Annotated in this window: 14 protein-coding genes; all 14 read right to left on the reverse strand. The window is 37.8% G+C overall.

What is annotated here, in order from left to right:
• Positions 1–150 precede the first annotated feature (150 nt).
• Entirely contained in the window at positions 151–606 is a 456-nt protein-coding gene (locus BW980_RS05405) for a GNAT family N-acetyltransferase (RefSeq protein ID WP_076453939.1), read from the reverse strand.
• A gap of 465 nt (positions 607–1,071) precedes the next feature.
• On the reverse strand, positions 1,072–1,716 hold the full coding sequence (locus BW980_RS05410; RefSeq protein WP_076453940.1) for a hypothetical protein: 645 nt from the start codon (positions 1,714–1,716) through the stop codon (positions 1,072–1,074).
• A gap of 692 nt (positions 1,717–2,408) precedes the next feature.
• Positions 2,409–3,176: a DUF6090 family protein gene (locus BW980_RS05420; RefSeq protein WP_076453942.1), complete on the reverse strand. Its 768-nt coding sequence runs from the start codon at positions 3,174–3,176 to the stop codon at positions 2,409–2,411.
• Between the two features lie 240 nt (positions 3,177–3,416).
• Complete coding sequence (locus BW980_RS05425) at positions 3,417–3,758, reverse strand: hypothetical protein (RefSeq protein ID WP_139327615.1); 342 nt, start codon at positions 3,756–3,758, stop codon at positions 3,417–3,419.
• A 397-nt stretch (positions 3,759–4,155) separates the two neighbouring features.
• Positions 4,156–4,623: a DUF423 domain-containing protein gene (locus BW980_RS05430; RefSeq protein WP_245799960.1), complete on the reverse strand. Its 468-nt coding sequence runs from the start codon at positions 4,621–4,623 to the stop codon at positions 4,156–4,158.
• A gap of 206 nt (positions 4,624–4,829) precedes the next feature.
• Positions 4,830–5,597 carry a hypothetical protein gene (locus tag BW980_RS05435; protein WP_076453944.1) on the reverse strand — a complete coding sequence of 256 codons (768 nt, stop codon included), beginning with the start codon at positions 5,595–5,597 and terminating at the stop codon, positions 4,830–4,832.
• Positions 5,598–5,668: 71 nt separating this feature from the next.
• Complete coding sequence (locus BW980_RS05440) at positions 5,669–6,448, reverse strand: copper resistance protein NlpE N-terminal domain-containing protein (RefSeq protein WP_076453945.1); 780 nt, start codon at positions 6,446–6,448, stop codon at positions 5,669–5,671.
• 212 nt (positions 6,449–6,660) lie between these two features.
• On the reverse strand, positions 6,661–7,302 hold the full coding sequence (locus BW980_RS05445; RefSeq protein WP_076453946.1) for a hypothetical protein: 642 nt from the start codon (positions 7,300–7,302) through the stop codon (positions 6,661–6,663).
• A 208-nt stretch (positions 7,303–7,510) separates the two neighbouring features.
• Entirely contained in the window at positions 7,511–8,494 is a 984-nt protein-coding gene (locus BW980_RS05455; RefSeq protein WP_076453948.1) for a hypothetical protein, read from the reverse strand.
• A gap of 92 nt (positions 8,495–8,586) precedes the next feature.
• A complete protein-coding gene (locus tag BW980_RS05460; protein ID WP_076453949.1) occupies positions 8,587–9,246 on the reverse strand; it encodes a hypothetical protein in 660 nt (219 codons plus the stop codon).
• Between the two features lie 30 nt (positions 9,247–9,276).
• Positions 9,277–9,534, reverse strand: a complete 258-nt coding sequence (locus tag BW980_RS05465) for an immunity 17 family protein (RefSeq protein ID WP_175609855.1) — start codon at positions 9,532–9,534, stop codon at positions 9,277–9,279.
• Positions 9,535–10,137: 603 nt separating this feature from the next.
• Complete coding sequence (locus BW980_RS05470; protein WP_076453951.1) at positions 10,138–10,746, reverse strand: short chain dehydrogenase; 609 nt, start codon at positions 10,744–10,746, stop codon at positions 10,138–10,140.
• 77 nt (positions 10,747–10,823) lie between these two features.
• Positions 10,824–11,384: a Crp/Fnr family transcriptional regulator gene (locus BW980_RS05475; RefSeq protein WP_076453952.1), complete on the reverse strand. Its 561-nt coding sequence runs from the start codon at positions 11,382–11,384 to the stop codon at positions 10,824–10,826.
• Between the two features lie 271 nt (positions 11,385–11,655).
• On the reverse strand, positions 11,656–12,324 hold the full coding sequence (locus tag BW980_RS05480) for an RluA family pseudouridine synthase (protein WP_076453953.1): 669 nt from the start codon (positions 12,322–12,324) through the stop codon (positions 11,656–11,658).
• Positions 12,325–12,351 lie beyond the last annotated feature (27 nt).

Here is a 12,351-nt window from a genome sequence, read left to right on the forward strand (position 1 = left end):
TCTATATCGTACCAAATGTTGTACAACGGTGAGGCTACGGTCTGTCACGGAAAATGGCAGTAGGACTTTTCCGTCTAGAATCAAAGTTAGCTAATTGCGCTGATTTCCGTTTAGGAAATCCGTCGCAATAGATTATAGGTTTTTTTGGCATTAGTTTTTTACGGCCTTATACACCTTCGGATTGTGTTTCTCCATATAAAGTTCAGGATGAGGTAATTGCTTGAACCCAAACTTTTTATACAGCCAATCGGCGGTATCGGTTAATAAGATCCATCGTCTTAAGTTCTGTAGGTTCGGATGCTCCATTATTTCACCCATGAGCCATTTGCTCAATCCATTTCCCCTATAGGCTTCTAGCACGAAAACATCGCCCAAATAGGCAATGGTCGAATAGTCTGAAATTATCCGGGCATAGCCGATTTGTTCGTTGTTGTAATAAAGTCCGAAATTCAAGGAATTTTCAATAGATGTTTTTAGGGTACTTATTGGAATTCCCTTGCTCCAGTCCGCTTCGTTCGACAGGAATTTGTGAATACAGGAAATATCTAATTTATCCTTGTCGGTTGAAATCGTATATCCATTTTTATGGGTTTCCCTTATTTCCAATGTAGTTTTTTTTGATTAATGATAACGGTTATGGCTATGCCCCCCTACGGGCGCGCAGCGGAAGGGTTGATGCGCTGGCCAGTTTCCGTCTGAGCACGAAGCTAAAGCTTTTTGTTTTAATTTATTTTTTCTTGTCCAAAGCTAAAATTGAATATTTCACTGTCGCGGAATTTTCAATTTAGCGACCTCATAAATATATACAGGTTCTGAGATTAAGCCCGAAGCCCGTATTGTTTATAGGTTGTGTTGTCTTCAATGGCTCCAAAAAATATAGGAACTCGAATTTACTTAAAAATAACATTTGACCTATTTCGATAGGATTATATGCTCACTGTTTTTTGCAATATCGACTAGATATCACTTCATGGCTTGCGTAACTTCAGAATCTTACTTGAAACGAGCAGTTAATAATGATTTAATTTCAGCATTTATTAGCTCTAAAGTTAATCAAGATGATTGACTATTTCAATGCATTTCAATAATACCATATTCCCCTTGTTTACTTAAAACATCGGTCAAATGTCGCTTTACAATTTGCATAGGTTCTTCATCTACATTAAACTCAGTAGTGAATATGAGAAATAATTTATTGTTCTGCTGCACCCATATCCAACTTATGAAATTAAAATAGAGTTCCCGCTCTTCATACTCAATCAAACTCTCAAAACAAGATTTAGCTGTATTTTCATCTTTAAAATACCATTCTTCTATCCTAATATCCCCTGGGTTTTTTTGTTCTTTCTTTGTTAAAAAGGAGGCATTTATTTGTGTTGCTCTTGTAAAATCGTCGTTATCAAACTGTTTTGCCAAACTTTTGGCAAACCTTTTTAATTTAATGTCATTTATCCTCCTATCTAAATATTCTTTATTATTTATTTTCTTAGCTTCTTTATACAATTCGTTTAAGCTTTCATTGATTGTATTAAGTTGTACCGATGGGTTTTTATAAATGCTGTCAAACACAACACCGATTATTTTAATAGGAGGCTCTGAAACACTGTCTTTTTTTTGTTCCAATCGGTTATTAATTTGTTCTGCATTTTGATTCTTACTTTCCTTACAATTACAGAATATCAAGAGAACTAAAAGAGTACTAATAATTTGTTTCATCCTTATACAAGTGTTAATGGAGGCCGAGTAGCACTTTCATACTCAGCGGTTAATAATTGTCTATTACTTATTTCTGTAAAGCTCGTCAGTCCTGTTAAATTCAAAATTGTATTGTTAAATCGGTCCCACTCGCCAATACCACAAATTTCTACACACCCAATAGAACCAAAACCGAACATTGGATCCCTCGGCCCTCTATGGATAAAAAATCCATCATAGACCCACCATGCATCTTCCTGCATCGTAGTGACCCAATCCCATGTTAGATGGTGAGTTTGAGCTTCGGCCAAACCTACCATTCTAGGATGGCTAGAATAAGGTTTATGTACTCCAAAGCGTACGGCTTCAAAATCTTCTTGCACTAAGTTATTCGCTGCGTCCCTTTCCTCAACATAAACACGGTATAATGGAACTTTGTATAAAATTCGTGAATTTTGATCATCGGGAAAGCTTGTTATGTGTGCATTTCCTAACGTAAAACTGGAAACAATTATCTTGACTGGTCTCGTAATGATAGCACTTGTTGGTATTGATCTAAATTTGAGGTAATTTATTCTTTAAATTTTGTAGGTGATTATATGGATTTTAAAACCTTGACCCTTAAAAATTAATTCAATGGTTATAATTGGCTACAATGCGTTTTTAAAGTAAGCGTAAAGCAGTAATTACTTATCGCCACGGTCTTACTTTCGTTATTTCTCGAGTTCTCGCTCAATTTCCTTTAGTATGGTTTCTATTTCCGTCTTTATGCGGCCGAATAGCCGTGGTCCGTTCGTGGCATTTGCCAACAATCGATAACCCAATAGGTAATTTTCAAATTCAATTGATTCGAACATCAGCTTATTATCGAGCTTTTCGGAAATCGACGGGTACTCAAAATCCATAAATCCTATATCCATCACTATTTTCCGTATACTTCCCTTTTCATAAAGAATAGCGCGCAGTTTTTCGTCTGTGAATTTTGCTCCATCTATCTGTTTGTTCAATAAATTCAATGAACTGTCAAAAGAGGCTAAGTGTTGCCTTAAGCTTTTATTCAAAATGATATTGAGCTTACCTGAGCTAATGATGTCATTTAAAACTCCTGTTGCCGGCATATAGCTAATTTCACTGCCGTAAATGGGGGCGAGCTTTTGAGAAATTATTTGACTATTGACTGTGTCAAGCACATTTTGGTCAAACAAAGTCAATAGATATTCAAGTGACTGTATACGCAGTTCATTTTCTTGAATAGAGGCATTTATTTTTTTCAGGTTCGTTTCAAATTCTGATTGTAGGGATAATAAATATTCCTGCTCTAGACTTCTTTGTTCGTTGTAATTATTGGTATTGTTAATCTGTAAAGCGATTAATATCCCAATCACAACAAGTATAATTTCACCGACAGCATAAAGTAGATATTTACTGAATTTATTTTCAGTCAGCATTTTTTTGCGAATTGTTCTAAAGAATTTTATCATTGGTTATGGGTTGGTTGTTTTTTTAGTAAAATATAACTAGCTGATGCATTGAGTTTTAATTGTTTTTGATAATTCTAAAACTATTAATTTATTCCTGAGGACGAGTTGTGCAACGGTTACCGTTGTTCTAAACCGTTTTCTCGTCGATTCGTTCTTCTGATAACAGTTCTTTTTGTAAGACTACCTTTGTTATTAAAAAAAAGGATTATGGTCAAGGAAATAAAGTTAAATTGACATAGATTATTGTTTTTTGACTCTTAAGAACAATGTGTCATTCTTACCGTTTACAAAATGATGACTTTGAACAAATTCGGGATGTGTTCTTAACACTTGTATTGAATCTATCTTGATTTCTTTGTCTTTAACATAAAGAAATGTTTCAAACCAATTTTGTCTCGTTTTCATTTTAAAATAACCTTGGCTATTGGTCAATGATTTGGTTTCGGAATAATCTCGACCTTCAATTACCAAATTTTCTAAAGGCTTATGATTAACATCGTAAACATACCCTTGGTAGTAGGTTACCTTTTTTGATGAACAAGCGAACATAATGAGTACACATAAATAAAAAATCTTTCTCATATCGTTTTAATTTTTGTTAGCCAAATTAAACCAAGCACATCCTTTTCTGCAGCAACATATCTATCATAGATGTTTAGTGGGGGGTTGGAGGGGTAGTAGGTGTTCATCCCCCAATTTATAGGACAGCTTTTCTACAAATCTAGGTTAATTTATGTTGCTTTTTTAAACAGTTCGGTTTTAAGGGAAGCTTACAATAAAGCATCTAAATTTGGTGCCTCGATTCTGACCCGACATAAAAAAAGCCCCGTAAAGAGGCTTATATGAATCCGTTCCGTGGAGAATCAACGGCTTGTGCAACGATTACCATTGTTACCAAACCTTTTTTCTTCGCAACGATTCGCATTCTATTTTACCAAGATGTTTTTCAAGTCCATTCACGCGAAGATTTTTAATTCCGTCAAGATTCTAATATTTCGGAAATTAATGTTTTGTATTTTTGAATGTCCTTTTCGAATTTTTTCTGTACCCCAATCCATAATGCAATTCCTAGAGCTAGTACTATTGCACCGAACATGTAGATTGAAGGACTGCTATTTATTCCCGCAATAATCGCGATCAATAGACCCAAAACTAAAAAGATATGTGTAAATACTATCAATTTTATCAGAAAGTGCTGATTAAAGGAAATTTCTACATCGGTCTTATTTTCAGTATCTGTTTTTAATAATTTTCCATTGACAATAGTCCAATTTTGAAATACCATATACCAAGCGTAAAGAATCCTTTTACGCACTTTGAATGTTATTGAATTATTTTCATCACGATTTGTATTAAAAACAAATCCAACAGGTGTAAGTGCGGATTCTAATTTAGTACTAATCTCGTTAGGGTTATTTTTTACTTTAAAATTCCATAGTTTCATCATAGTATTTTTCTCAAATGTGTGGTAACAACAGGATATAATCATTAATGCTATCCTAGCTTATAAAGACTAAGATAGTAAATCACATGTATTTATGAAGGTGTAGTCTTACGGAAAAAGCAAGATGGATTACTACGGGTGTTTTAAAAAGGGCAGGGAAGGAGTTGTTTGTTTCCTGCCCTGTTTTTCTATGGTGAGGCCTTGTCCTGCTATTCCAATTGCTCGGTATATTTTAGGAAAAGCAAATTGTGCTTGGGGTTTATTATTTTTTCGATTTCAGCTTCAGGACGATGATATAGTTCTGATAAATCGGCTACGAGGGCTCCGTATTCTTTTTCTTGAAGTTTTTCGTTTTTGACAAAGCCGAGCAGTGAGGCTCCAATCCCTAATAATTCGTATCCGTATTTGTCGTAAAGTCTTTTGGCCAAAACATAGTTTTCAAAGGGATTTAGGTCACAACTGAAATATCCATTGGGAAAGGCACAAATGGCTTCATAGGATTTTTCTACAGGAACTATTTTCGCGATTACATATTCATCGATCCACGCATACGGATCGGTATTTGCATGGATCAAGCGTTCCAGCTCTTCGTCATCTACACTTAAGTCTTTTTGAAGCACGGAAGAATATGCTATTCCTTTTACGAGCTTGTCAAAATTGTTTTTTCTTATAAAGAATTCAGATGGGGTCGATAAGTAGCCAATGTGTTCCCCATCTTCAAATGCTAGCGGGTCGACCGTCGATAAATCGTAGTTTTCCGTTTCATCTAAATCATGGGTCATCGTCGAATGGCCACAGGTGTATTCCGCCTGTGCCAAGTCATCAAGGGTAAGCAACACTGAATTCCCCTTGTTTCGTACTAAAAGTTGCCTGTAGGTATCCATTAGTTCTTCAATGCTTGTATAGGCACTAATGAGAAAGCTTTCGCAAATTATGCCATTGCGGCTTTGCCCTTCTTTAAGGGGTTCAATTTTCATGGTAGTTTATTTAATATGCTAGAACATTGAGGTATGGGAAAAGTTGTCGTTGTATATGGAAAACGGGACTTTTATTCCACCAATTTAAGGCTTACCAAGGGCGCCATACGCGCTTTGTTGATCGTCATTGTTCCGTTGCCGACGGCAATGTTGTCGGCCATGTCAAGGGCTTTGTTGAATTCGGCCTCTAGATGGTCGGGGCAGGCCATCATGGTAGAAATACCTTGGTCGATGGTAATCTTGAACTGATCGGTGATCCTGTAACTTTTAGATAGTACGTTGCAATTCATTTTTGCCTCAAGGCGTCCTTCTTTCGAATGAAAAATAAGGTAGTGCGTTTCCGGAGTACCGTTTACCGGTTTTCCCTTGAGTTCGACTACTTGCCATCTTTGGTCTTCAATTTGCTGATTTCCCATTTTCGAAAGTACATAATGTGCCGCTAATGGGCCGGTGATTGCATTTGCGTCCATGTCCAATTGGCGAAGACGGTTTTCTTCTACCTTAAAAGTGGTCGGGCCGCTATGGTCGGCCATGCCTTCTAACTTGATATGGTTTCCTTGCCATGTGAATTTCCCTTTTAGGGTATCGGACGCGGCAGTGCCCTTTTTTTTCCAGACTCGGGTCAGAACATAGCTGAGGTCGTTATCGAGGCTTAATTCGGTCGCTATGCCCTCACAATCGGCACAGGGCAGTAGGCCATAGTAACGCCCCTGCCAATCTAATGCGATTTCAGGGGTGTGATGGTCCTCAAAATCCTTGCTTGGGCTTTTCTTGTTTTTTACCCCACAGGAAGAAAGTACGATAACTACTGCAGCTAGGGCGAGGGCGGACGTTAATGATGATGTTTTCATCTGTATATATAATGGTTTATGTGTTTATAGTATTAGGGCGCTTAGATAGGGCCATAGGGCAGTGCTAAAATTCAGCTGGCATTTGCTAGGGCCCATTAGTAGATTAATGCTTCAAAGATAAAGGCATTCTTCTAAACTTGTAAAGTTTGGCGGTATTTTCAAGGGAAGGAAGAAGGTTGTAAGGGATGCCCGGGGCTGGAGGTAATCATCTTTTATCGATACCTAGGGTTTCTTCTTTTCGCTTTTTCCCTGGCAATTCTGTCATAGCTGGAATAATACAGATCGTTGGCATCGGGGAAATAATCGGATATTATCAGGTCGATCTCTTTTTGTGGGCAGCTATCGGCCGTTCCGCAGGGTAAACTGTCTCTGTGCAATCTTGTCCTGAATTTAAATTGACGCTTGAGGAAGGTATAGCTGATGTATAGGTCTACATACGAATCGGATACCGGACTCGATTTCTCGACCAAACCCTTGACTTTGGTTCCATTTTCTAAAACGGTTTTTAAGCTGATCGGCGTTTGGGTTATTTTAATTTTAGAATTATATGGGTCGGTAAGGTCGTATTCCACAGGGTAGAACTGGTTTTTGACCGCTTTGCCCTGTCGGAAATATTTGGGCCATCCGGCGTCGTCGGGGTCACTTGTATCGTAATGCTCTCCGTCGACGTAGAACTCATAGGAAATATATCCGTCCTTAATGGAATAGTTGACGTCGGTTACCCTCCCTATGGTTATTTTTCTGTTGGAATTCAGGGATGCTTCTTTTCTCCAGGTATAAATTGATAATAGGGCTATAAGCGTGAAGAAAAGCGAAATAATGATGGCCTTTTGGTTCTTTTTTAGTTGCTCCAAGAGTAGATCTATTTGTTTTTACCAAGGCTGGGCCAAGGCTTGTGTGGTGTAACTGTTTTTCCTTTTTTGAATTACCGAACGAAAGTATAGGGATTTCTTCATAAAAAATGGAAACTGAAAGGGTAAATATAAAACACTAGGAAGCCTTTTGGTGCATGCCCAGGCCAACGGATCTTTTAATATGGTCCCTAACGCAACCTTCATTTTTCTAGGGGGTAATCAGCTTAGTGGATATATGGTCTAACATTATCCTTTTTTCGGTGGGCATACAAATTATATTTATGAGCCTGTCGCCCTTTGTGGTTTTGACATACAGCGTAACCCTCGTATTCCCTTCGTTTCTGTAGTTCTTTTTCTTCCATAATACGCTTGTCCTTTCTCGGTATAACGATTCTACACTAGTAAAGGTATCGAACTCTTTTTCTAATTTAACATGGTTTTCCTGTAGATACCTCGGTAGTTTTTCAAGACTTTCCTCGGAAGTGTTCAATAGCCCGAATTCATCCTTTTGAGGGTATTCTAATTTTAAGTCCTCCAGATTTTTATTTTTGATCAGGGTATATATTTTTTCACCGTAGGCGATAAAATCTTCGCGGATGGTATTGACAAAATAGGGGGGGCTTTTAGAGATTTCCTGTACGGGATACCTTTTAATTTCGAGTTTATTTTTAGAAACCCAATGGGTGTCGGTCTTGTGCAATTCATAGTGGAAAGGGGTAAAAGTCAAGATCACAGAGTCTTTTAAAAAGCTAAAATCGACACTTTTGGCATACTCTACCCGCTTATGGGTTTTATCAAGTCTGTTTACATACACAAAACGGTTGTGGTATTGCCTATCTCGGCTTAGGCCGTATTTGTTTATGGTATCCCTAAGGTTGTTGTAATTCTGGACTAGTCCTTTTTCATGGTCATCTACATAAAGGATAAATTTTTCTTGGACCTCATTAAGGTTCCCCAATGTTTTTAGGCGATTGGCTTTTTTTAGTTCCCGGGAATCAAATTGCCTTCTAAACTTTTCGAAATCATTGTTTTTGACAGCGGTAAAAATACTATCGATGTAAGTTGAGGGCGTTACAAAGGTTTCTTGGCTAGTTTCGTTTCCGGAGCTGCATAGAACAAGGGAAAGGAAGAGCAGTGTTATATAGGTGTATTTCATAGTTCCATAATTGATGGTGTCGCTCGCGCTGAGCATAGGTTAAGGCTAGTCCGTCGGCGTGCCGTTTCGTTTTTCCTGTTCAAATCAAAATCCGTATAGCCTTTGCTTTGCCGTGCCTTCGTACAGGTTCATTCGGTTTTTATTTTGCTATAGATCAAGCCCTTCCAGAAAAGGGGGATATTCGGTTCTAAGGTGTTTTTGAAATGAAAATCGAATGCAGCTTTTAAAGTGCCTTTTTCAAATCGCTTTCGGTCAATTGTAATGCTTCCCTTTGTAAGGGGGAAGATATACTGGCCTAAGCCCCTGATGCTATTAAAATCGACCCAAACCAAGCATGAATCGTTTTGTATTTCTATAATGAGACTGCTGTGAGTGGAAACGTTATTTGCCGATTTCCCTTTGATAGTTCCGTCTTCGGTTTTATGGAATTCGATAAAATCGGTCCCGGAATATTCATACATCCTGTTTTCCGATCGTAAAGAGTGGAATACATGGGTGGTATCGATAAGGGCATAGAAGGCTTGCAAGGAATCTTTATAGATTCTTCCGGACGCATCTTTCATTCGGTCGGCTTCCAAGGGGCAATTTCCATCGCAGCTTAATTGTCCATGTGTGTTGCGATAAATATATTCAGGATAACTCCATTTGTCTTTAAAGGAAAAGTCGCCTTCTAAATTTTCTGTCCACTCGATCTTAAGCTTTCCATGGGGGGTGGCGTTCTTTGAGGTTGTTTTGCACGAAAGTCCGGTTAAGGCCAAAGTGAATAAGATTAGAAGCTTTATTTTCATAGGGTTAGGGGGTAGGTGCGATTTATATAGTTACTCTATGGCCCATAAGAATCCGAATATGCCGGCGATAGCCCCCAGTATAAAAAGCAAGCCTCTACCAAATCTAAAGGCATTATGCCCAAAAGTTTCATAGTTCAATTTTTGAGTACTGTTAGCGGGATTGGTTGCCCAATCTTTGTTCATGAAATTCCCGATTCCGTAAATGAGAAAAACAAGGGTTAAGAGTAAATACGAGTATGCCGGGTTTTGCTCAAAAAAGATTTTTATTTGACTGAATATTTCGTCCATTTTCTTGGTATGACGCACAAGGTTTGAGCCGAGCATAGTATGAAGCCCCGCCGTTCGATAACAGCGGTAGGGGAGTTGAAGCACAGGCCGGTTCCCGTTTACACACGAAGCTAAAGCTTAGGCTTTGGTTTTATTTTTTGTTCTAGGCTAAATCTAAAAGATCCAGCGACATTGCAATTATACACAGACCTTATCGGTTTCGGTCTAAAGTCCGGATTAGGTTGGGTTTTGTTGTTAAACGTATTTTACGCCATTCTATTTTAACGAACCTACAAGAATGCGAGCTTAGGTACAGCTTTTTAAGGTGATTTAAAATGCAAAGCTAAAGCGGTAATGGAGGAATTTATTTGACCTAGGTCAAATAATCGAAAACTTTGAAGTTCTTGGTCGGTGTTATTCCAAGGCCTAAATGGTGAAATGTGGTACGGGCTTGTACGAATGTATTTTTTAAGGGAGGATAATTGGGGGTGCAAGGCTTGGGGCAAGGTAGTTTGCTTTGATACGTCCTTCAAATTATTGCGAACGGGCTGATATATGAGCGGTAGCGGTTCGAATTGGTACTTGAACCGCTATTGCTCATAAACATCGTTGGCAGTAGTTGTTTTATGCATCAACGTAAAGTACCTGCCCCGTTATGAATCCATCTACAGAACGTTCAAATGCTTTCCCTACCAAGTTTCCGGGAACCGGTTGAAAACCGGGCATCATTTCCCCATATACATCCCAAGCCTCTTCTAAAACTGTAGGGTTGATCGAGTTTACTCGAATACCTCGTGGCATCTCGTGGGCAACACACTGAACAAATGTATCTATTGCCCCGCTTGTTGTAGCGTCTGCAATTGCGAAAGGAATAGGTTTAATGTTTAAAATTCCCGTAATTAACGTGAAAGAACCTTTATCGGCAATGTATTCTTGACCAATACGCACAATGTTAATCTGTCCTAACATCTTACTTAAAATTGTCGACATCCATTGTTCTTCCGTCATTTCAGTGAAATTTGCATATTCACAGACACCAACGGTATTTACAACTGCATCAAAATGGCCTACATCTTTAAATAGTTTTCGTAACGATTTTTCGCTAGTTATATCTACTTTGTAATCATAGTTGTCGGCAGAACGTCCGGCAGTTATAACTTTGTGTTTGCTCAACCCTGTTAGGGCGGCTTGCCCCATTTTTCCATTAGCTCCTATTAAAATTATTGTTTTCATACGATTACTGGTTTTATTATTAAATCTTATGCAAACTTATATAGGGGCAAGAGTTCGAGAGCAGGACATTTGTCCAATTAAGAAATATTAGCTCTTATTCGGCTTAAATGTCTTTGGGTTATGCCTAAATACGAAGCAATATAATGAAGTGGGATTTCCTGAATGTACTCTGGTTGCTTATTTATTAAATCTAGATAGCGTTGTTGAGCTTTGTCTTTTTGATGATTAAATATCCATTTTTCTAACTCAACATATTCCTTCTCTGCGATAATTTTTAAAAAACTGAGCCAATTACGATTTGATTCGGTAAGGGGTTCCAGATCTTCTTTTGATATTGAAATTATTTCTGCATCTGTTAGAGACTGTATATTTTCCTCAGATTTGCTTTCTGAAATAAATGAAGAATAAGCCATTAATAGATTATTGGGAAATGTAAAGCAATAAGTGATTTCATCATCCTTGTTTGAATAGTAGAAGGAGCGAAAAATACCGTTTTTAACAAAACTCAGTGAATCGCAAATTTCATTCTGTGTTATATAGTAATCCCCTTTTTTTAGTCTTCTTGTGCGAGATAATCTTAAGAATTCATTTATTTCTTCGTCTGAAAAAAGTTTAAAAGATTTTAAATATTCAGTCATTGTATCATCTGTTGTGTTCGTTTTTTTAAATTAATGCCAACGCTTATGTACCCGGGTTTTTAGCAGGGAATCAGACACAATAAACGGGCGCCGATCTTGCATTAGGCTAAAAATTGAGCAATTGTTTTAAGCATTGTTGTACTTCGTTTTGTTGGCAAAAGTAGTGATACGTTTGGGTAAGAACGTTTTGCTTGTGCAGATTCGAACCTACTGAAATCTGTTCGAATAAAGTTCATTTGCGCCATAGTACTAGTTAAAACGGTCGATACGGTTAGATGGATTTGAATGTCCAAAAATCATTATTGGGCAGAGGGGCTTCAAAGGTGTGGGATTCTTTGGAGCTTGAGTTTTCATAGGTTATTTTCCATGCATGAAGGCAAATGGATAGGGGCAAGTATTTTTGATCTGAGCCATACTTTTCATCTCCGATAATAGGAAGACCTAAATTTGCCAATTGTGCCCTTATTTGATGGAATCTACCTGTTTTGGGCTTAATTTCTAAGAGATAACCGAAATCGTTTTTGTCTATAACTACATAGGAAAGCGAGCAGTTCAGCGAGTCTTTCGATTTTGTCGGGACGATATCCGCTCTTTTCTCTAGGTTGTTTTTTACAAGAAAATTCACCAGCTTCCCTTTGTTCTTTGCCGGCTTATTCTTGACAATTGCCAAATAGGTTTTTTGAACTTTACGACTGCTGAATAGGTTATTGAATTCTACAAGAATGCTCTTTTTCTTTGCAAGAATTAATACGCCGCTTGTAACGCGATCTAACCTATGTATAATGCCGAGATAAGGCTTCCGCTGTTGTTTTAAAAGGTGGTTAAAAACCTGGGTCTCAACTGTGACCGCCTCGTAAGGACTTTTTTCACTTATTAGTCCGGCAGCTTTGTTTACAACAATAAAGTCTTTGTTTTCATGAATGACATCAAGTTCGGGCATTGGAAGTTTTACTTTTCAATTTTCAAA

The organism is Zobellia uliginosa, from assembly GCF_900156625.1.
Taxonomy (GTDB): Bacteria; Bacteroidota; Bacteroidia; order Flavobacteriales; family Flavobacteriaceae; genus Zobellia; species Zobellia uliginosa.

What these genes read in the sequence shown, in the direction of transcription:
- BW980_RS05410 (WP_076453940.1), bottom strand. Translation starts at nt 1,716, where the DNA reads ATGAAACAAATTATTAGTACTCTTTTAGTTCTCTTGATATTCTGTAAT.
- BW980_RS05420 (WP_076453942.1), bottom strand. Translation starts at nt 3,176, where the DNA reads ATGATAAAATTCTTTAGAACAATTCGCAAAAAAATGCTGACTGAAAAT.
- BW980_RS05425 (WP_139327615.1), bottom strand. Translation starts at nt 3,758, where the DNA reads ATGAGAAAGATTTTTTATTTATGTGTACTCATTATGTTCGCTTGTTCA.
- BW980_RS05430 (WP_245799960.1), bottom strand. Translation starts at nt 4,623, where the DNA reads ATGATGAAACTATGGAATTTTAAAGTAAAAAATAACCCTAACGAGATT.
- BW980_RS05435 (WP_076453944.1), bottom strand. Translation starts at nt 5,597, where the DNA reads ATGAAAATTGAACCCCTTAAAGAAGGGCAAAGCCGCAATGGCATAATT.
- BW980_RS05440 (WP_076453945.1), bottom strand. Translation starts at nt 6,448, where the DNA reads ATGAAAACATCATCATTAACGTCCGCCCTCGCCCTAGCTGCAGTAGTT.
- BW980_RS05455 (WP_076453948.1), bottom strand. Translation starts at nt 8,494, where the DNA reads ATGCTCAGCGCGAGCGACACCATCAATTATGGAACTATGAAATACACC.
- BW980_RS05460 (WP_076453949.1), bottom strand. Translation starts at nt 9,246, where the DNA reads ATGAAAATAAAGCTTCTAATCTTATTCACTTTGGCCTTAACCGGACTT.
- BW980_RS05465 (WP_175609855.1), bottom strand. Translation starts at nt 9,534, where the DNA reads ATGGACGAAATATTCAGTCAAATAAAAATCTTTTTTGAGCAAAACCCG.
- BW980_RS05470 (WP_076453951.1), bottom strand. Translation starts at nt 10,746, where the DNA reads ATGAAAACAATAATTTTAATAGGAGCTAATGGAAAAATGGGGCAAGCC.
- BW980_RS05475 (WP_076453952.1), bottom strand. Translation starts at nt 11,384, where the DNA reads ATGACTGAATATTTAAAATCTTTTAAACTTTTTTCAGACGAAGAAATA.
- BW980_RS05480 (WP_076453953.1), bottom strand. Translation starts at nt 12,324, where the DNA reads ATGCCCGAACTTGATGTCATTCATGAAAACAAAGACTTTATTGTTGTA.